The sequence below is a fragment of the Actinomadura rudentiformis genome (assembly GCF_008923185.1).
Lineage (GTDB): Bacteria > Actinomycetota > Actinomycetes > Streptosporangiales > Streptosporangiaceae > Spirillospora > Spirillospora rudentiformis.
On record NZ_WBMT01000005.1, the window covers coordinates 44,900 to 64,349 of the forward strand.

15 protein-coding genes are annotated in these 19,450 nt (G+C 69.6%); 5 read left to right on the plus strand and 10 right to left on the minus strand.

Annotated elements, in window-relative coordinates:
* Positions 1 to 58 precede the first annotated feature (58 nt).
* The 4 genes from F8566_RS11680 to F8566_RS11695 form a co-directional block, all read right to left on the minus strand.
* Complete coding sequence (locus tag F8566_RS11680) at positions 59 to 331, minus strand: TFIIB-type zinc ribbon-containing protein (protein WP_151560214.1); 273 nt, start codon at positions 329 to 331, stop codon at positions 59 to 61.
* Between the two features lie 67 nt (positions 332 to 398).
* Positions 399 to 1,292, minus strand: coding sequence for a phosphotransferase family protein (locus F8566_RS11685; protein WP_151560215.1), 894 nt, complete (start codon positions 1,290 to 1,292; stop codon positions 399 to 401).
* A 36-nt stretch (positions 1,293 to 1,328) separates the two neighbouring features.
* Positions 1,329 to 4,046 carry a PQQ-dependent sugar dehydrogenase gene (locus tag F8566_RS52630; RefSeq protein WP_151560216.1) on the minus strand — a complete coding sequence of 906 codons (2,718 nt, stop codon included), beginning with the start codon at positions 4,044 to 4,046 and terminating at the stop codon, positions 1,329 to 1,331.
* A gap of 250 nt (positions 4,047 to 4,296) precedes the next feature.
* Positions 4,297 to 5,955: an AMP-binding protein gene (locus tag F8566_RS11695; protein ID WP_225993075.1), complete on the minus strand. Its 1,659-nt coding sequence runs from the start codon at positions 5,953 to 5,955 to the stop codon at positions 4,297 to 4,299.
* A 97-nt stretch (positions 5,956 to 6,052) separates the two neighbouring features.
* Here F8566_RS11695 and F8566_RS11700 point away from each other — a divergent pair, with 97 nt between their 5' ends.
* Positions 6,053 to 6,604, plus strand: coding sequence for an NUDIX domain-containing protein (locus tag F8566_RS11700; protein WP_151560218.1), 552 nt, complete (start codon positions 6,053 to 6,055; stop codon positions 6,602 to 6,604).
* 47 nt (positions 6,605 to 6,651) lie between these two features.
* Here the strand turns inward: F8566_RS11700 and F8566_RS11705 are convergent, their stop codons facing one another.
* Positions 6,652 to 6,951 (minus strand): ArsR/SmtB family transcription factor, encoded by a 300-nt coding sequence (locus F8566_RS11705; RefSeq protein WP_151560219.1) that lies wholly within the window; start codon positions 6,949 to 6,951, stop codon positions 6,652 to 6,654.
* A gap of 112 nt (positions 6,952 to 7,063) precedes the next feature.
* Between F8566_RS11705 and F8566_RS11710 the strand changes: the two genes are divergently transcribed.
* The gene (locus F8566_RS11710; RefSeq protein ID WP_151560220.1) at positions 7,064 to 8,509 is read left to right on the plus strand and encodes an MFS transporter; all 1,446 of its coding nucleotides are present in this window, start codon (positions 7,064 to 7,066) and stop codon (positions 8,507 to 8,509) included.
* A gap of 65 nt (positions 8,510 to 8,574) precedes the next feature.
* Entirely contained in the window at positions 8,575 to 10,077 is a 1,503-nt protein-coding gene (locus F8566_RS11715) for an FAD-dependent monooxygenase (protein ID WP_225993076.1), read from the plus strand.
* 66 nt (positions 10,078 to 10,143) lie between these two features.
* On the opposite strand, the gene F8566_RS11720 is transcribed toward F8566_RS11715, so the two are convergent.
* A complete protein-coding gene (locus F8566_RS11720) occupies positions 10,144 to 11,004 on the minus strand; it encodes a hypothetical protein (protein WP_225993077.1) in 861 nt (286 codons plus the stop codon).
* A 372-nt stretch (positions 11,005 to 11,376) separates the two neighbouring features.
* Here F8566_RS11720 and F8566_RS11725 point away from each other — a divergent pair, with 372 nt between their 5' ends.
* Positions 11,377 to 11,778, plus strand: a complete 402-nt coding sequence (locus tag F8566_RS11725; RefSeq protein ID WP_151560222.1) for an SRPBCC family protein — start codon at positions 11,377 to 11,379, stop codon at positions 11,776 to 11,778.
* 2 nt (positions 11,779 to 11,780) lie between these two features.
* Here F8566_RS11725 and F8566_RS11730 read toward each other — a convergent pair whose 3' ends face one another.
* Together F8566_RS11730 and F8566_RS11735 are read right to left on the minus strand one after the other, a co-directional pair.
* Entirely contained in the window at positions 11,781 to 15,677 is a 3,897-nt protein-coding gene (locus tag F8566_RS11730; protein WP_151560223.1) for a S8 family peptidase, read from the minus strand.
* A gap of 323 nt (positions 15,678 to 16,000) precedes the next feature.
* Positions 16,001 to 16,876 (minus strand): LysR family transcriptional regulator, encoded by an 876-nt coding sequence (locus tag F8566_RS11735; RefSeq protein ID WP_151560224.1) that lies wholly within the window; start codon positions 16,874 to 16,876, stop codon positions 16,001 to 16,003.
* A gap of 127 nt (positions 16,877 to 17,003) precedes the next feature.
* On the opposite strand from F8566_RS11735, the gene F8566_RS11740 reads away from it, so the two are divergent.
* Positions 17,004 to 17,426, plus strand: a complete 423-nt coding sequence (locus tag F8566_RS11740; protein ID WP_192809642.1) for a nuclear transport factor 2 family protein — start codon at positions 17,004 to 17,006, stop codon at positions 17,424 to 17,426.
* On the opposite strand, the gene F8566_RS11745 is transcribed toward F8566_RS11740, so the two are convergent.
* Together F8566_RS11745 and F8566_RS11750 are read right to left on the minus strand one after the other, a co-directional pair.
* Positions 17,399 to 18,826, minus strand: coding sequence for an amidase (locus F8566_RS11745; RefSeq protein WP_151560226.1), 1,428 nt, complete (start codon positions 18,824 to 18,826; stop codon positions 17,399 to 17,401). The genes F8566_RS11740 and F8566_RS11745 overlap by 28 nt on opposite strands.
* A 96-nt stretch (positions 18,827 to 18,922) precedes the next feature.
* Positions 18,923 to 19,420: a GyrI-like domain-containing protein gene (locus tag F8566_RS11750; RefSeq protein ID WP_151560227.1), complete on the minus strand. Its 498-nt coding sequence runs from the start codon at positions 19,418 to 19,420 to the stop codon at positions 18,923 to 18,925.
* Positions 19,421 to 19,450 lie beyond the last annotated feature (30 nt).

A 19,450-nucleotide genomic window follows, 5' to 3' on the forward strand; every position in this document is an offset into this window, starting at 1 on the left:
TTGCGTCGTGGCGGTCGCTTCTCTGCGGTGACGGCAGAGGAGCGACCGCCCGCGTCCGTCAGGTGGTGAAGAGCATGTGGAAGACGCTCCCGTGGTGGGGGCGGTGGTGCGGGGCACCGTGGTGATGGTGGTGGACCGCCGCCGCAGGCGCTCCCCAGGCGGGGGCAGCAGGAGCAGCGGGGGGCGGCGCCTGGAAGTTGGCGGCCATGTTGCTGAGGGCCTCGAGCTCGCCGTAGTCGAGGAAGATGCCCCGGCAGTTGTCACATTGCTCGATGTGGACGCCGTTGCGGGTGTACGTCCGCATCACGCCACGACACTTAGGGCAGTGCATGCCTTCTTGTCCTTCCGGTATGGAATCCCCAGGTAGAGGCTAAATCTAGAGCAGTCCTCACGTCACGTCATGCCGGGATTCCCGCGGTGGAGATTCTGCGGCAGGCATCGACGAGCGCGATTTCCGGCTCTTCGAGCGGTCGGTCGCCCTCCCACGCGGATATGACGCACGTGGCGGCGATTTGGATCACGAGAGTTCGGGCGGGTATGTCCAGGGCCGCCCACGGGTCCCCGGCGACCGGCACGGCGGGCCCTCCCTCCGCGCGGTAGGCCCCCAGCAGGCGTTCCCAGTCCTCGGGCGGGAGCACGCCCGCCGAGAAGAGCGCGGCGGGCCGGGCGAGATCCCACGCCGGATCGCCCACTCCGAGGTCTTCCACGTCGATGAGCCGCCAGGCTCCGGAGGCGTCCCGGACCATCTGCCCCAGATGCCAGTCGCCATGGATGAGGCACCGGGCGCCGTCTTCGGGCTCCGCGGTCTCGCCGCGAATCCAGGAGGGAAGTGTGGCGAAAGCGCGACGGATCTCGGCCGCAGACGGACCGTCCTCCAGCCGGGAGACAAGGCGCGCGACCCGGGCCGGCCGTCCCCAGCCCGGTGCGCCCACGGGCACGGCACCGGAATGGAGCGTGGCGAGCAACCGCCCGCCGTCCTCCCACGGCAGCGGGCCCGCAGGGTCCACCGGCGTCCCGTACGGCCAGACCGTCACCACCCGGCCCTCGATCTCACGGCGGGGTCCCAGGGGCGGGAGCAGCAGATCCGGCAGGCCGGCGGCGACCTCCATGCGCCGCTGGAGCAGAGGGCCGCCGTCGCGGTCCGGCTGGTGCGCCTTGACGACCACGTCGCCGACCCGGACGACCAGCACCGAATGCCGGTCGTACACCACCTCGGCCTCGGCCTGGACGCCCGCCGGCCCGGCCGTGGTCCGGCCGAGGTCGGCGAGCGAGGCGAGCAGGGTGGAGGGCACGCGATCAGTTAACCATCCGCCGGGCGGCCTTCCGCCCTACCGGTCGTAGACCTCCATCTCCCAGAGCGAGTAGCCGTACGTGGTCGCCCGTTTGAGGCCGTACATGCGGACCCAGCGGGCGTTCACCGGGCTGAACGACACCCAGTCGTCGCCGCCGTTGCCTCCCGTCACGGTGCGCACGGTCGTCCACACGCCGCCGCCGGTGGAGGTCTGCACCCGGTAATCGCGGCCGTAGGCGGCCTCCCACTTCAGGTTCGCGAAGCCGACCGTCTTGACGGTGCCCAGGTCCACCTCGATCCACTGCGTGTCGGTCCGCTTGCTGGACCATCGGGTCGTCATGCTCCCGTCGACGGCCTTGGGCCCTTCGAACCCGGCCTTCTCGACGCTGGAGGTCTTGGTCGGGCGTTTCAGCGCCAGGTTGGTCTTCAGCCGGTAGTTCGCCGTGAGGGTGGTGGCGGTCGCCGGTGCCACGATGTTGTGGGCCGACGCGCCGCCGTCGGACCAGCCGGCGAATTCATAACCCTTGCGGGCGACGATCTGTGTCGCGGTCGGCGCCGAGACCGACAGCGTGGAGCCGGCGATCACGGTGCTGGTGAACGGGGTGGCCCTGGTCGTCTGCAGCAGGGTCAGCGGGATCCCCGCCGGGTTGGCGGCGAGCGTGAGCTGCGTCGTCCTGGGCTGCAACATCACGCTCTTGGTGTCGGTCAGCCCTCTGGAGTCGGTCGCGGTGAGCCGCAGCTCGATCCGGGAGGGGTACTCGTGGTCGGGCGCGACGAACGATCCGCTCTCGCCGTTCTGCCCGGTGACGGTGTGCTGGTGGCAGTCGCTCGGGCAGTGATGCATGATCATCTGCCAGCTGAGCGACCCGCCGGTGAGGGCGCCGTCCTCGGCGTCGGTGCCCCCACCGGAGAAGTCGATCCGATCGCCGACCTGCCAGGTCAGGTCGGCGTTCGGCGCCGTGATCGTGGCTGTCGGCGGGGTGGAGCCGGCCACGATCGGCTGGGTCGAGGTGTCGGCCGCGCCGCGCGCGTCGGTGACCCGCAGGCCGACCGGGTACGTCCCCTCGGCCGTGTAGGTGTGGCTGGGCCTGGGGTCGGTCGAGTCGTCGTAGGCGCCGTCGCCGTCCAGATCCCACGCGTACGTGAGCGGCAGATCCCCGTCGGCGTCGCTGGACGTGGTGCCGTCGAAGGTGACGGTCAGCGGCAGCGCGCCGCTGGTGACGGTGGACTTGATCGCCGCCACCGGCAGGTTGTTGACGCCGTTGTAGACGTAGCGGACGATCCGGCCGCCCATGATGTCGGCGCCGAAGATGTCGCCGTTCGGGCCCGCCTGGAGTTCGACGATGCCGCCCGCGCCGGTGGCGAACGTCTCGATCTTGGTCTTGTCGGGCAGCCCGTTCGTGCCGGGCTTCATCGCCCACACGCACTTGCGCGCGTAGTCGGTGAAGAACAGGGCGCCCCTGTACTGCGCCGGATAGGTGGTGCCCGCGTAGAACGCGACCCCGCTCGTCGAGGAGCTCCCGGTGCCGCACGTCTCGTTCGGCACGACTTTGGCGCCGTGATGGTAGGCGTAGTACGGGGCGGTGACGGCCGCGGCACCCGCGCTGTAGAGGTTCTCGCAGATGTTGAGGTTGGCGGCGTCGTAAGCGGACTGACGCGGTGTGCTCTCGTAGCAGGGCCACCCGAAGTTCCGCATGGTGCCGAACGGCTCGGTCAGGCGGTTGATCTCTTCCCACGTCGTGTAGCCGACGTCGCCCAGCCAGACCTCGTTCGTGCCGGGCCGGAGGGTGAAGCGGAAGGGGTTGCGCAGGCCGTACGCGATGATGCGCCGCATGTTCGGGCCGCCGTTGGGCAGCGGGTTGCCCGCCACGCCCTCACCGGTGTCGGGGTTGACGCGGATGATCGTGCCGTCCAGCGTGGCCGGGTCGCCGGTGGTGCGCAGGTCCTGCGAGCGCAGCGCGCCGCCCTGGCCGGTGGGCGCGGTGAGCGCGGTGCCGGCGGGGCTGGGCGGATCGCCGCAGGCGTTGTTCTTCTGGCCCCAGTCGGCGTAGTTGAAGCTGGCGCCGTCGCCGCCGCCCGCGTAGAGCATGCCGTCCTTGCCGAACGCCAGCGAGCCGATGGAGTGGCTGGAGAACTGCTGGCACCAGTCCTCGATCAGCACCCGCTCGCTGACCGGCCCGGCCTGCGCCGCGCTGGACAGAGCGGCGCGCGCCTGGACGGCCGGGCTCAGGACCGAGATGCGCCCGGCCACGACACAGCCCTCGTTGTTGGCGCCAGGCGGATCCGGGCAGTTGTCGTTGGAGCCGTCCGAGGACGGCCAGCGGGGGAAGTTCCCGCCCATGACGCCGTTGTAGGTGTACATCACGTACACCCGGGGGTCGGCCGGGAACTTCGGGTGAAGCGCCATGCCGAGCATGCCGCGGTCCCACCCGTTGAACGTCTGCTGCCGCAGGTCGGCGAAGATCTCGGGCTCGGTGTCGGCGAGCGAGTCGAAGACCTTGATGATCCCGCTCTTCTCGGCCACGAAGACCCGGCCGTCCGGCGAGAACTCCACGTTGGTGGGCGTCGTCACCTTGCCCTTGAAGAGTTCCTTCTCCTGGAAGTTGGCCGGCAGTGCCGCGGCCCGCGCGGTCGCGCCGGCGGGCTGCCGCCAGGCGACGACTGCCAGCAGCGTGGCGGCCAGCGCCGCGACGAGCAGTCCCGCGAGAAAGGGATGGTGGTTTCGAATGAATCCGGGTGAAGTGCGTGCTCCCACGGACGGCCCCCTTCTGTGCCCCGTACAGAGGCCAGCGATGTGGCGCTCTTCACAGAAGATGAATCAACTCTGGGGCTGAAGGGACTGCTGGACCTGTACTGGCCAGGCGTTCATCCACAATCGGTCACCGTGTCAACCGATAAGCGTGATCACGCGACGGGCTCTCGTTTCCCGCCGTCCCAGCCGCCACCGGGTCGTCGCCGCGGGCAGCGTCGACGAGCGCGTCGAGCTCGGCGGCCATCCGCTCAGGTCAGGACCGTGGCGACGGCTGGGACGCCCCTTCGCGGAGTTCGTGGCGGATCACCTTGCCGGCCAGGTTGCGGGGCAGGTCGGTGCAGGGGATGAACGCGGTCGGGACCTTGTAGTGGCTGAGGAAACGTTCGCAGTGGCGGTGCAGTTCGTCGGCCGAGAACGGGTAGGCGGGATGCTCGACGACGTAGGCGACGGCCCGTTCGCCCCGGCGCTCGTCGCGGGCGCTCACCACGGCGCAGTCGAAGACCGCGGGATGGCGGCGCAGCACCTCCTCGACCTCGGACGGGAAGACGCTGAAGCCGCTCACCTTGATCACGTCGCGGCGGCGCTCCAGGACCGTGACGAAGCCGATCTCGTCCATGACCGCGATGTCGCCGGTGCGGAGCCAGCCCTTGGAGAGCGCCTGCGCCGTCGCGAGTGGTGCGTTCCAGTAGCCGGCGAAGACCTGCGGGCCTCGCACCACGAGCTCGCCCGGCTCGCCGTACGGCAGCACCCTGGTCGGCTCGTCCGGGTCGACGATGAGCGCGTCGGTCATCGGCAGCGGGACACCCATGGTGGTGTTGCGGGCACCGCCGCCCAGCGGGTTGGCCAGTACGGCGGGCGACGCCTCGGTCAGCCCGTAGGCCTGGATGAGCCGGTCGCCGCCCAGCACCTCCAGCCGGTCGGCCGTGGCCGGGGGAAGCTCGCTGCCGCCGGAGATGAAGATCCGTACCGAGTCGAGGTCGCCGGGGTCCAGCCGCGGGCTGTCCAGGACGTTGTCGTACAACCTCGGCACCCCGGGGAAGATCGTCGGCCGGTGCCGGCGCAGTGCCTTGACCACATGGTCGCTGTTGTAGCGCGGCAGCAACACCACCGTGCCTGCCCGCATCACCGGCGCGATCATGCAGATGACCAGGCCGAACGAGTGGAAGAGCGGCAGGACCGCGAGGGTCACCTCCCCGCCGTCCCGGCCTGCGGTGTCCCAGGCCTGCTGCTGGTAGGCGTTGGCGATGAGGTTGCGGTGGGTCAGCATGGCGCCCTTGTGCTCCCCGCCGGTGCCGCCCGTGTACTGGATGGCGGCGAGGTGCTTGGCGGGGTCGAGCCGGTACTGCCGTACGCGGCGCTGCGAGGGCCGCTGCATCTCGGCGAACCGCAGGAGCCCGGCGTCGGACGGCACCTCGGTGGTGAGCTTGGCCCGCCGCTCCCGCATCTGCACGAGCGGTAGCCGGAGCGCGAGCCGCTTCAGCGGCGGGAGGAAGTCGAGGAGGGAGGTGACGACGACGTGCTCCACGGCGACCTTGTCGCCGATCGCGTCGAGAGTGGCGTAGGAACGATCCAGGACGACGGCCACCCGCGCCTCGCAGTCGGCGAGCTGGTGCCGCATCTCCTCCTCGGTGTAGAGGGGGTTGTGGGGCACCGGGATGGCGCCGCGCCGCAGCGTGCCGAAGAAGGCGATCACGAACTGCGGGCAGTTGGGCAGGATGAGCGCGACCCGGTCGCCGGGCTGGACGCCGAGCCGGTGCAGCCCCGCCGCGAACCGGTTGACCGCCGTGCGCAACTGCCGGTACCGAATGCGGCGGCCGAAGAAGACCAGCGCGGTGTTGCGCGGCCGTCGCCGGGCCGCGTCGTCCAGCAGCCGGGTGACCGGGATGTCCGGGATATCGAGCTCGGCTGGCACACCGGGCTCGTACCAGCGCAGCCACGGACGAGGGATTTGTGACGACGGCCACATAGGCGTGGATTCAACCATGGATAGGTGTCGCTAGGGTTTCGGCATGGCCGACGAGCAGACGATCAGGCAGCTGTCCTCGCGTGTCGTGTACGAAAATCGCTGGATGTCCGTGCGCGAGGACGAGGTCGAACGCCTCGACGGCTCGCGTGGCATCTACGGGATCGTCGACAAGGCCGACTTCGCGCTCGTCATACCCGCCGAAGGTGACGGTTTCCATCTGGTCGAAGAGTACCGCTATCCGATCGGGCGCCGGACGTGGAATTTCCCGCAGGGCTCCTATCCCGACCGCAAGGTGGCCGAGGATCCGGAAGAGCTCGCCCGGCATGAGCTGGCAGAGGAGACCGGGCTGCGCGCCGCGTCCCTGACCCTGCTCGGTTACCTGCACGGCTCGCATGGCAGCAGCAACCAGGGCTTCCATGTCTTCCTGGCCACCGGCCTCACCCAGGGCGAGACCGACCGGGAGCTCGAGGAGCAGGACATGCGGCAGCGCTTCGTCACCCGGGCGGAGTTCAAGCGCTACGTGCGAGACGGTCTCATCACCGACGACTCGACGGTGGCCGCCTACGCCCTCCTGCTCCTGCACGAAGAAGAGTGACGGCCGTACGAAGGGTGCTCCCAGCCCGACCGGCGGCGGGGCCGCGGTCATTTGTCGCTGAGGACCAGGTCCAGCAGGCCGGGGAAACGGGCCTCCAGGTCGTCGCGGCGCAGGGTGATGTAGAGGTTGCGTCCCTCGGGACGCTGGAAGATGACGCCGCTCTCGCGTAGGACTCGCCAGTGGCCGGTGAGCGTCGACTTGGGCGCGCCCACGTCGATGTTGCCGCACCATGTCTCCTCGCCCGAGGCGATCTCCTGAACGATCCTGTGCCGGAGCGGGTGGCCGAGGGCGTGCATCACGTCCACGAGCTGGATCTCGTCGCGCGCAGGGTGCAGGAGGGCGGCCATGTGTACCACTGTACGGGATGGTCGTACTTTCGGTTGCGTGATTGTACGTAAGTCTCGTACGGTCGAACTGTTCGAGCTTCCCGGACAATCGTAACGAAACGAGGGGACACTCATGCCCGCAGCGCGTTCGCGCACGGGCTGGGCTCTGGCGCTTCTGGCGTTCGCCCAGCTCATCATCGCCCTGGACTTCAACATCGTGTACGTGGCGCTGCCGGAGATCGGCCGGGAGCTGAGCTTCTCCGACCAGGGCCTGCAATGGGTCGTCAGCGCCTACGCGGTGGTCTTCGGCGGCTTCCTGCTGCTGGGCGGGCGTGCCTCCGACCTGCTGGGCCGCCGCCGGATGTTCGCCTTGGCCCTGTCGCTCTACGCCGGGTCCTCGCTGGCCGGCGGGCTGGCCGAGGGCCCGGGGTTGCTGATCGCGGCCCGCGCCGTGCAGGGGCTCGGCGGCGCCCTGCTCTTCCCGGCCACGCTGTCACTGATCAACACCACGTTCGCCGAGGGCCGCGAGCGCAACCGCGCGCTGGCGATCTGGGGCGGGGCCGGTGCCAGCGGGCTGTCGCTGGGCTCGCTGCTCGGCGGAGTGCTGACCGACGCGTTCGGCTGGGAGTCGGTCTTCTACGTCAACGTGCCGCTGGCGGGCGCCGCCGCGCTGCTCGCCTTCGTGCTCCTCGCCCGTGACGGGCGGCGCGAGCAGGGTCGCGGCTTCGACCTGCCCGGCGCGCTGACCGTGACCGCGGGCGTGACGCTCTTCGTCTTCGCGCTGGTGCAGGGCCCCGAGACCGGCTGGACCGCGCCGGAGATCCTCGCCGCGTTCGGTGCAACCGCCGTGCTGCTCGCGGTGTTCGCATGGATCGAGGGGCGGGCCGCTGACCCGCTGATGCCGCTGCGGTTGTTCACCAACCGGAGCCTGAGCGCGGGGATGGCGATCACGTTCACCTTCATGGGCACGTTCGGCGCGCTGCCCTACTTCCTGACCATCTACCTGCAGAGCGTGCACGCCTACAGCCCGCTCGCCACCGGCCTGGCGTTCCTGGTGCCGTCGCTCGCGATCGCGGCGGGCACGCAGATCGGAGAACGCCTGGTCGGCCGGATCGGACTGCGCGCGACCCTGCTCGGCGGGTTGCTCGTGGGCGCCCCCGGAACCGCGCTGATCGCGTACGCCATCACCGCGGACGGGTCGTACGCCGCGCTGCTGCCCGGGATCCTCATCTCCGGGCTCGGCCAGGGCGTCACGTGGACCGGCATGTGGATCGCGGCCGCGTCCGGCGTCGACGCGGGCGAGCAGGGCGTCGCCTCCGGCATGGCCTCCACCGCCCAGCAGGTCGGTGGCGCCGTCGGCCTCGCGATCCTCGTCGCGCTCACCAACTCGGGCCTGGACGGGCTCAGCGGCGAGGCGCTGCGCGCCGAACTCGCCGGAGGCATCCAGACGGCGACGTACGTGGCGGCCGCAGGCATACTCCTCGGCGCGCTCATCACCCTCGGCCTGAAGAAGCAAGCACGCGCTCCCGAGCCCGACCGCGCGCCCCTAGCCCCCGAACCCGTCCTCGTCGAGGACTGACAGCCCCGACCGGCAGGCCCCGAGTGACAGCGACAACTACAGCGAAGACTGGTGGGAGGACGAACGTGGATTTTGAGGTGGCCGTTGTGGGCGGCGGACCGGTGGGGATGTTGCTCGCATACGAGCTTGTCCTGCAAGGTGTACGGCCCGTCGTGCTGGAACGGCTGCCTGAGCCCACGTTCCAATCCAAGGCCGGCACCCTGCACGCTCGTACGGCGCAGACCCTCGATCGGCGTGGCCTGCTCGATGACGTGGGCGGCTTCCAAGGCACGCGCCTCGCACGGCACGCACCGCGCGGTCCGGTGCCGTTCCACTTCGCCGGGCTCTTCGACCTCGATCTCGCCAAGCTCAATCTGGAAGGCCCGGCCATTGTGGGCGCTCCGCAGGCTTGGGCCGAGCATGTCTTCGCCGAGCACGCCGCGTACCGCGGAGCGGAGATACGGCGCGGCCACGAGGTGGTCGGCCTTGCGGATCACGGTGGTCACGTCACGCTCGTGGTCGAAGGGCCGGACGGCCCGTACGAGCTGGACGTCTCGTACGCCGTCGGAACGGATGGCGCGCGGAGTGCGGTGCGCAGGCTCGCGGGCATCCCCTTCGTGGGAAGCGGTGCGACAGTGGCCGCGCTGATGGGCGACGTCCGGCTGCTCGACCCGTACGACGTCCCGCCGGGCTGGCATCGCACTCCGCGCGGCTGGGTCATGCTGATGGTGAATCCGCATGGCCTCAGCCGCGTGTTCACGTACGACTTCCGGGCGCCCCATCCAGACCGCCGCGCGCCCGTCACGCTGGACGAGTTGCGCGACACGATCGAGTACATCGCGGGCATGCCCATCCGGATGGACCAGCCGCAATGGCTGACACGGTTCGGCGACGCGGCCCTCCAGGCGGAGACGTACCGCAAGGGGCGAGTGCTACTGGCGGGCGATGCCGCTCATGTGCACTTCCCAGCAGGTGGCCAGGGCGTCAACACCGGCATGCAGGACGCGGTCAACCTGGGCTGGAAGCTCGCCGCGACCGTTCAGGGTCAAGCCCCGCACGACCTGCTGGACACCTATCACTCCGAACGCCATCCGGTGGGCGCGCGCGTCCTCTGGAACACGCGTGCCCAGGTGGCCCTCATGAATCCCGACCCGGCCGTCACCCCGCTGCGCGAGCTCTTCACCGAGCTCATGCATCTCGACCAGGTCAACGAGTATCTCGGCGGCATGATCAGCGGCCTGGACATCGTCTACGACGTCGGTCGCCCGGACGACCCGCTCGCGGGGCGGCTCGCGCCCGACATGGAGTTGAAGAACGACCGGGGCGCCTTCCGGCTGGTCGAGCTGCTGCACGCCGGACGCCCCGTACTCCTCGACCTCACCGACGACCTCCGCGAGGCGGCCGGTCCCTGGTCGGATCGGGTGGACCTGATCGCCGCCGCCAGCGCGGAGAGCATCGGTGCGACCAATCTCCTCATCCGCCCGGACGGCTACATCGCGTGGAGCGGGGAGGATCCGGAAACGCTCCGTACGACCCTCACTCGCTGGTTCGGCCCCGCTCAGCCCACGTTCGCACGTCCGCGGGGTTGAGCATGCGGCCGGTGGCGAGCGAACGACGCCGGTGAGGACGCCGGGGAGCTGACCACGAGCGGAAACCTAGCGTGTCCAACGGACAGGATGGCTACCGGATCCCGAGGTCAGCCAGGTGCCGTCGCCCAGAGGCTCGATGTCATAGGCGCTTTCCGAGTGAGCGTCGAAGGCCCCCAGCACTCCGCCCGTTCGTAGGTCGACCCGATAGTGGCGGTGCCACTCCTCCTCGTCCTCGGTTTCGCCCCCGACGGTGACGATCGCGGTATCGGCGTCCAGATAACCGCCGCTCCACTGAAAGAAGATCTCCTCGGGATCGTGCCCGAAGACCTCCATGGACAACTCCAGAATCACGTCGCCGCTCGGGTAGGAGTGGAAGGCGACATCAGACTGGTCGTGGTAAACCGTCATGAACTGGCGGCCGTCCGGGGCGAGATCGATGAGGCAGCGGTCCTCCCACGGATATTTGAGCAATTCCAAGCCGTCACCAACGCCGCGGAATATGTGCACACCATCCTGGCCTTCCCCGACGTCCAACAAGATGTCGACCCCGTTGGGATGCCGATGGTGCTCACCGCCATGGCCGACAGTGCCCAGCTCGGCCTGCGCGATGACCTCACCCGAATCGGCGCTGAGAACCACCCATCGGTCCTGGTCGGCGCGGTTGGCCATGCCATCGGGCCGGTAGACCCATACGGTCTTGCCGTCGAGGGAGAACTCGCAGCCAGGCCAGTGCCCGTACTTCTCGTTCGACCGGGGAAGCAGGTCGTACCGCCACACCTCGCCACCGTCACGACCGAGGCACACCACCACATGCTGCGTGGCGTACACGACACGGCTCAGATCCGGCGCAACGGCATGCCCAGCCACCTCGTCGCCCGGCCGCACCTCGAACCGCGCCGCCGGCTCAAGCGCCCCCTCGGACGCCACGTCGAGGTCATAGACACAGACGCTCGCATCCCGGACGCGAGTAAGAAGCCGCCTCACCCGCGAACGCCCCTGACCAGCATGGCCACCACTCCCTGACGTGATCGAACCGCATCAATGGCTGGATCGTAGATCAGTACGGCCGCTAACGTCCTGGACATGGCGGTTCGTCCCACTGACCACTGGCGGAAGTATGTCGCGGAGGAAGACCGGCAGGTCGCGTCAGGCGAACTCGATGCCGCATGGTGGGACTCTGGGCGTGGATTCTTCTGCTACCACCGATGTCGAAGAGGTGTCGGCGCGACCACTTCCCATGGCCCTTGATGCGCAAGAAAGTTCAATACCGCCGGGAGTTGGCCGCGCATGATTCGGTGCATGGCGACGATTTACAAGGAGATCCTGCTCGACGCGGCACCCGAGGTGGTGTGGGACGCGCTGAAGGACTATGGGGCGCTGCACGAGAGGCTCGTGGTCGGGTTCGTGACCGACGCGCGCATGGAGGGGGATGACCGGGTCGTCACGTTCTTCAACGGGATGGTGGCTCGGGAACGGCTCGTGGGGATGGACGAGGGGGCCAGGCGGCTCGCCTATTCGGTGACCGAGTCGCCGACGGGGTTCACGCACCACATGGCTTCGGCGCAGGTGTTCGCCGAGGGGGAGGGGACGCGGTTCGTTTGGATCACTGATTGTTTGCCGGATGGGGTGGCGGGGGCCGTCGACGACTTCATGGGCCGGGGGCTGCTGGCCCTCAAGGAGACGCTGGCCCCCGGCCCATGACGTCAGCTACGGGTCGTGAAGGCCTGGTGGAACGTCTGGTTCACGGTGTTGCCGTCGGTGTCCTGGGCTTGGAAGCGGAGAGAGACGGTCTTCGAGGCAGGCAGGGTGGTGTTGGCCGTGAAGGACTTGGCGTCCTTTCTGGTCGTGGTGATCTGCTGCCAGGTCGTTCCTCCGTCGTAGGAGATGGACGCCTGGAGGCCTGACAGGTTGGGATCCGGGGCGCCTGGCTGGTGGTGGCTGCTGATGGTCATGGTGAACGCGCCGGGGGCGGCTTTGTTCGTCAGGTCTAGCGGGATGTCGTAGTCGAGAAGGAGGGCCGGGGTGGGCGCGCAGTCGGCCTTGCCGTCTCCGCAGACATAGCCTGCGGGCACGTTGGGCGCGCTCGGCTTGCCCGATGTGAAGCCCCATGTCGTGTCGACCTTGTAGCCCTCGTACCCGAGCAGTTCGGATGTGTAGACCAGGCGCAGGTCATAGCGGGCAGAGGTTTCGGGGAGGTCGTAGACGGTCACCGGTCCCTCTTTGCGCCCCGGGACTTCGGTGCCGTCGCGGGTGAGCGTGCTGGTGACGACCTTTCCGTCCGGCCAGGGCAGCAGGTCCTCGAGCAGGAGCGGGTGCATGAACTCGGTGTGGCCCTCTCCGGAGACCAGGTGCGGCGCTGGGTAGAGAGTGTTGCCGCGCCGGGCGGCGAACAGCGGCGTCAGGCCCGGGCCGCCGAGCCCGGGTGCGGGCTGGTTGGTCCGCGCCAGCTGGCCGAGCCGGATGGGGGTACGGGCCCGAGATTCTTTGCGGGCCGTCGAGCCGGTGAAGACGTCCCAGCGTGACCAGGTGGGGGAGAAGAACCAGGCCTTGTCGCCGTCGGGGATCACCATGCGCTGCCATCGCAGGTCGCTGTCCACCGGGAAGGCCTCCAGCCGCCTGACCGGGGCCCAGGACGAAAGTGAGGCGGTGAAGAGTCCCTGGACGTGGTCGTGCGGCCACGCCGAGTTGGCCGTGAGATAGAGCCTGTCCTCGGCGGTCGGGTAGTGCGTTTCGACCACCGTCATGGTGCCGGGTGTCATGGTGATGCTCGGGTCGGCGGGGACCTGGCCCCTCCAGTACTTGGCCGGGTTGTACACCCATCCGGGCCGGGGCTGGCTGCTCAACCTGACTTGGGTGGGCCGGGAGCCGATCGCCTGCTGGAGACGGAGGCCGTCGGCCCTGGTGACTCCGGCGACCACGGCCTTCTCGCCGCCGTACAGCACCTCGATGCCCGTCTCGTAGCCGTCCCGTGAGTCGAACACGATGGCGCCTTTGGCGCCGGCGTCGGCGAGCCGCTGCCCGAGGGCCTGGCCCTCCTCGACGTTGTAGGTGTCACGCTGGATCAAGACCAGGTTGCCCTGTACGGGCACCTTGGCCAGCTCCGCGGCACTGCCGTCCCCTGCGTACACCATCGTGACGTCCCCGATGCCGGCAGGGAACATCTCCAGCTTCGGGTTCAGAGCGGACGTCCGTTCCCGGTCGTGCGCGAGGTAGCGGGCTTCTATCCGGGTCTGCCCCACTTCCAGGACGACCTGCGGCGCGATGCGCTGGCTCATGAAGCCTGTCGTGAACGTGCCGTCGGTCACCGGCTGCGGGGTGGGCAGCACGTGGACCTTGGTGGGCCTGTAGTAGATCACGGCCCCGTCCTGCTTCGGCACGGCGCGGGGTGCGCGGACCCAGTTGACCGTCGCGGCCGCGTCGTAGCCGGTCGCCGGGGTGGTGACGTTGATCGGCCGCATCTGCCGGGCGTCGAAGGTGACGGTCGTGTCGTCCCTGACCTCCACCTGGGGCTGGACGGCCAGCATCGACTCGGGCTTGATGCCGCTGCGGGCGTGGGCGTCGGTCGCGGGGCCTTCGAGGACGAAGGTGTAGGAACCGGCGGGGAGCTCCAGCGTCCCGCCGCCGGTGAGCAGGTATTCGGTCCAGTCCTGGGTCGGGTCGTCGTTGGAGCCGACGGTCAGGGTGCGCGGCACGCTGTCGAGGGGAGTGCCGTCGCGGTCGAACGTCTGGAACGTGACCTTGCGCAGGGGGCCGGTCTGTTCCAGGCCCACGGCCGTTCGGACCGCCTGCGCTCCGGCCGTCGCGGTGACGGCGCCGGTGTAGAGGCCGCGTGCGCCGGCCGCGATCTTGAGCGTGAGGGTGGCCTGGCCGGTCTGACCGGCGGCGATGGTCAGGCTCGACGTGGACAGCCGGGCCGAGTCGGCGGGCAGCGGCTTGCCGTCCGGGCCGTTGACGGCGGCGGCCAGGTCGAGGGTCACAGGGGTGGTACCGGTGTTGCCGTAGGTGATCGTCTTGCTGACCTCCTGGGCCTGGTCGGGCGCCAGTTTGCCGAAGCTCAGGCTGGGCGGGTCGGCGGTCACCGTTTGCTCGATGACCTTGCCGGCTTGCAGCCTTCCGGAGCCGACCTGGAACGAGCCGGCGCCGACGTCCTTGGCCGAGGCAATGAGAGCGGCCTTGAGCTGGGGACCTTTCCAGGTGGGATGCCGCTGCTTGAGGATCGCGGCGGCCCCGGCCACGTGCGGCGTGGCCATCGACGTGCCGCTGGCCGAGGTGTAGAGGTCGTCGACGGGTGCCCCCATCGACGTGCCGGAGGCGCGAGCGGCGACGATGTCCACGCCGGGTGCCGCGATGTCGGGCTTGAGGGCACCGTCGGTCTTGCGCGGGCCGCGCGAGGAGAACGCCGCGAGCCTGTCGCCCTTGTCGACCGCCGCGACGGTCAGCGCCTCGTCAGCGGTGCCGGGGGAGTCCAGCGTCCTGGCGTTCGATCCGCTGTTGCCGGCCGCGATCACGAAGAGGGCACCGGTGGACCGGGACAGGTCGTTCACGGCCTGGTCCAGGATCTCCGTGGTAGCGCTCGGTGTGGCGCCGAGGCTCATGCTCACGATGTCGGCCTTGTTCTCCTCGGTGGCCCAGCGCATCGCGTCGATGATCCCGGACAGCTGGCCGCTGCCGTCCTTGCCGAGCACCTTTCCGATGATCAGCTTGGCGCCCGGTGCCACGCCTTTGCGCGCCGGAGTGCTGCCCTTGCCCTGACTCGTGATGGTCGAGGCGACGTGCGTGCCGTGGCCGTGCTCGTCCAGGATGGACGGCTCGCCGGGGACGAAGCTCTTCCACGCGATCGACGTGCCGTTGGTGTCCGGATGCGCCTGGATGCCGGTGTCGAGGACGGCGACCTTCACGTCCTTGCCGTCGAACCCGGCCTGCCAGGCCTGCGGTGCGCCGACCTGCGGCACGCTCTGGTCGAGCGTCGCCCGGACCCGAACGTCCAGGAACAGCCGCTGCGCGTTCGCCTTCAATCCGGGTCTCGCACTCGTTCTGGCGGGTGCGAGCGCGGACCAGAGCGCGCCGGGCTTCGTGCGGTCGACTTTCAGGGCGACCGCGTCAACGGTGTCGAGGACTCTGCCGGGTGTGCTGCCGGGGAGTGCGTCCGCCCGGCTCTGCAAGGTTCCGGACGAGAGGCGGGTCCCCTTCTTCCCGTAGCTCACGATGACCGGAAGGGGTTTGCCGGCGCCGGCGAGCCCTTCGTTCACGAGCCTGGTGAGGTTGAAGAGTTCCTTGTCGACCTGCTTGGCCGTCACCAGCGGCTGGGCGTCGCTCGGTACGACGTACCGGTCGGCGCCGTTCCGGGTGACGCTGTAACTGATCCCTGGCCTGCCCTTGAGCAGCACGACCGAGTCCCGCTCCTTGCCGTACAGGACCGTGTCACCGGTGATGAGCGAGACCGTCTTCCCGGACGGGGCAGGACGGCTCTTCGGGGCGGCGGCGCCGGCCGGCGCGGCGCCCGACGGCGGAGCGGCCGCCAGGGTCAGCGGAAGGGTGATCGCCACGGCGGCGCCGAACACGGCCCGCCACTTTCTGTGCGGCCTGCGAATACTGGCCACCAGACCTCCTGCGAAATAGGGGCAAACAAAAGCCCGATTTCATGCACGAGAAAGTCTGGGTCCCGGCGTCGCGGAAGATCAACTTTTGGTGCTGGCCTCTTGTGGTCGGAAGGGGGTGGAGCGACATCGCAGCAGCTCAGGAATCTATCCGTGGCCAAATGAAAGTCTGGTGCAAGGATCCATAACTAGGTGACAGATGAATACCGGCAGCGCCGGATAAAATCGCGCGCCATGCTCGTGCAGCTCGTGCCGAGCCATTTCCGATGAGCATTTCTCATTGCTCAATGAGAAATGCTCATCGGACGGCCGTTGCCTGCGAGAGGTCAGGCGAGCCCGGCGATGGCACGGAAACGTTCTACGAGCGGGTTGGGCTCCTCGGCACGCCACACCAGATGCTGCGTCGTGGAGGTCCCCTCCAGGACGCGGGTGGCCACCCCCGCGCGGCGCAGCGCACGGTGTGAGTCGGCGATCACGGTGCCGCCGAAACCGGCGGCGACGAGGGCGAGGAGCGTCTGCGCGCTGCGGCCCTCCGCTCCGATGCGCGGCACGACCCCGGCCTGGTGGCAGAGCGCGATGATCTCGTCGTACGAGCGGGTGGACACCTCGCGCGGCCACAACACCAGCGGGATCTCGCCGAGCACCGTGAGCGGGGCGGGCTCGGCGGTACGGGCGAGCGCGTGCCCGGCGGGCAGGAAGAGGGTGAGCGGCTCGCGCCACCACACGCGGGTGGACAGCCGGGCGTCGCGCACCGGAAGCCGCTGGACGGCGAGGTCGTAGCGGCCGTCCAGGACCCCCTGGGACATGTCGGCGTCGCTGAAGCTCTCCTCCAGCCGCAGGTCCACGCCGGGCAGTTCGGTGCGGACCCGGCCGAGCGTTTCGCAGAGAGGCCCGTTGATGCCCGACCCGGCGAACGTGATGGTGAGGCGGCCGGTCATCCCCTGCGCCGCGAGGCGTACATCGTCGAGCGCCGCCTCTGCCTCGGCCAGCACCGTGGTGGCGCGGCGCACCAAGGCATGCCCCGCCACGGTCGGCACGAGGCCACGGCCCTTGCGAGCGAACAGATCGACGCTCAGGCGCCTCTCCAGGTCTCGTAGCTGGCGGCTCAGGGTCGGCTGGGTCAGGTGCAGGCGCCGGGCGGCGCCGCTGATCGTCCCCTCCTCAGCGATCGCGACCACGTACGCGAGCATGCGAAGCTCCATCTATACCTCCAAGGCATACCAGTCATAGCTTCCCATGCCTGTAGAGCAAGACAGCTTCATGAATGGGCAAGACTTGACACATCGAGCAGAGATCGACCGAACCGACTCACCGACAGGGAGGACCGCCATGACCGCCATGACCGCTACTGACACCGTGAACGCCTTCTTCGAGGCCTTCGGCGCCCGTGACATCGACCGGCTGCTCGCACTCATCACGCCGGACGCGACCTGGACGATCCCCGGTGATCCCGCGCTGGTGCCGTGGGTCGGCCGCCGCACCGGCCACGACGAGATCCGGGTCTTCTTCACCGAGCTGTTCAAGGCGGCCGAGCCGCTCGCGTTCGAGGTTCAGAACATGGTCGAGATAGGCGACCAGGTGCTGATCCCGGGCCGTTTCGCGTACCGCTTCCAGCCTTCGGGACTGGTCCTCGACGACGAGTTCGTCATGCGCTTCACGGTGACCGACGACGGCCGCGTACGCGCGTACCAGATCTTCGAGGACTCGCTCGCCCTGGCCCGCGTCTACCTCGGCGAGGCCGTGTCGGCGTAGATGGCGGGCTTGCGGTCGTGCCAGGGCACGGCCTGCTCCAGTTGAGCGGCGACCCGCAGAAGCAGGTCCTCCCTACCCTGGGCGGCGACCAGTTGCACGCCGATCGGCAGGCCCTCGCGGCTCTGGCCGAGCGGCAGGCTGATCGCCGGGTTGCCGGAGACGTTGAACGGCGCGGTGAACGGCCCGTACTCGAAGATGTGCCGCAACCAGGAGCGCGTCGAGTACTTCGGATCGTTGTAGTCGAGCGTGCCGTGCCGCGCCGGGAGCCGTCCCAGCGTCGGCGTCACCAGCAGGTCGTGATCCTCGAAGAACAGGCCGACGGGCCGGGTCACCTGATGTTGCGCGTCGACCGCGGCCATCATGTCGAGCGCCGTGAACGACTCGGTCTCGGCGATCACCTGGCGCGTGACGGCCTCCAGCAAGGCCGGGTCGGGTCTCCTGGGCGCCCTCAGCAGCGCGGCGCCGGCCGCGATGAAGCCGAGCATCATCGCCTCGACCAGCAGATCGGGATCGACGGCGGGGCTTGCCTCGGTCACCGTGTGCCCGATCCAGTCCAGCACCTTGCCCGCGTTCACCGCGACGGCCGCGACCTGCGGATCGACGGCCACGCCTGACCATGCGGCCGTGGTGAGCGCGACGCGCAGCCTGCCGGGATCGGCGCGGAGCTCGTCGGTGTACGGGCGGGACGGGGGTGGCGCCGCGTACTTCTCGCCCACGGGCGGCGCGCCGATGGCGTCGAGGAGGTGCGCGGCGTCGCGAACGGTACGCGTGACGGCGAACTCGGCGGAGTGCCCGAACGCGGCCTCGCCGATCAGGGGCCCGCAGGGTATGCGCCCGCGGCTCGGCTTCAGGCCGACGAGCCCGCAGGCGGCCGCCGGAACGCGGATCGACCCGGCACCGTCGTTGGCGTGCGCGAGCGGCACCGCCCCGGCCGCGACGAGCGCGGCCGCCCCGCCGCTCGACCCGCCGACGCCGCGCTCCAGGTCCCATGGGTTACGGGTCAACCCGTACCGCACGGATTCGGTCGCAAAGCTGAGCGCCATCTCCGGAGTCGTCGTCTGGCCCAGCGTGACGAGCCCTGCGGCGCGGAAGCGAGACATGAGCTCGTGGTCGACCCCGGCGACGGCACCGCGGATGGCGCGGCTGCCGATGGCGAACGGGACGCCCCGCGCGAACGGCTGGCTGTCCTTGATCAAGAACGGCACGCCCGCCAGCGGCCCGGCCGGATCGTGGGCGAGCGCGGGCTCGAAGAGCGGCAGCGCCAGCGCGTTGAGATCGGCGTTCACCAGCTCGATCGCGCGGCGCGCCGCCGCCTCGACCTCGGCCGCGCCCACGGCGCCCGACCGGATCAGCTGTCGCAGGCCTACCGCGTCCTGACCTGCGTATTCATGTGGTTCCACGGCTTGGTCTCCCCCGGGTGACTGTGCTCAGCGTCGCGCATGACCTTCCGGGGAAGCGAGCCAATTTCTCCGCCGGCTTCAGTTTCTCCGCCGGCTTCAGCCGGCGAGCTTGAAGGCCAGCTCGGTCTCCCACTTGCCCATGTCGGGCTGCTCGGCCGGGTCGGAGTGGTAGAGCTCCAGGCGGCAGGCCCAGTGCTCGCCCTCGTCGTCCTCGGACATGTCCCAGGTGAGACCCTGCTCGGCCGCCCAGCCGAGCAGGTCGGTGGTGACGCCGGCGAGCTGGTCGGGATGGCCGACATGGGTCACGGACGCGTACCGCCCCGGGGGCAGGACGCCGGCGTAGATGTCGCCCTCGCCCTCCACCGGCGCCGCGACGGGCACGCCCGCCTCCACCTCGCCGTCCTGCTCGCCGCCGATCGTGACGTACCGGAAGAACGGGGCGCCGGCCGGCTGGATCCCGCGGGCGGCGAGCCAGCCGATGATCTCCGGCAGGCGGTCGGCGATCACCGGGAACTCCGTCCAGGCGATCCACCGCTTGACGGCCACGTACGGCTGCTCCGCGCGTTCCTTGATCTCAGGTGTGTCGATGCTCATACGCCGATAGACCCGCCGCCCGGGTGAAAC

Bases quoted from the DNA above. Each gene is read 5' to 3' on its own strand.
- F8566_RS11680 (WP_151560214.1), bottom strand. From the start codon at position 331: ATGCACTGCCCTAAGTGTCGTGGCGTGATGCGGACGTACACCCGCAAC.
- F8566_RS11700 (WP_151560218.1), top strand. From the start codon at position 6,053: ATGGCCGACGAGCAGACGATCAGGCAGCTGTCCTCGCGTGTCGTGTAC.
- F8566_RS11705 (WP_151560219.1), bottom strand. From the start codon at position 6,951: ATGGCCGCCCTCCTGCACCCTGCGCGCGACGAGATCCAGCTCGTGGAC.
- F8566_RS11710 (WP_151560220.1), top strand. From the start codon at position 7,064: ATGCCCGCAGCGCGTTCGCGCACGGGCTGGGCTCTGGCGCTTCTGGCG.
- F8566_RS11725 (WP_151560222.1), top strand. From the start codon at position 11,377: ATGGCGACGATTTACAAGGAGATCCTGCTCGACGCGGCACCCGAGGTG.
- F8566_RS11735 (WP_151560224.1), bottom strand. From the start codon at position 16,876: ATGGAGCTTCGCATGCTCGCGTACGTGGTCGCGATCGCTGAGGAGGGG.
- F8566_RS11740 (WP_192809642.1), top strand. From the start codon at position 17,004: ATGACCGCCATGACCGCTACTGACACCGTGAACGCCTTCTTCGAGGCC.
- F8566_RS11750 (WP_151560227.1), bottom strand. From the start codon at position 19,420: ATGAGCATCGACACACCTGAGATCAAGGAACGCGCGGAGCAGCCGTAC.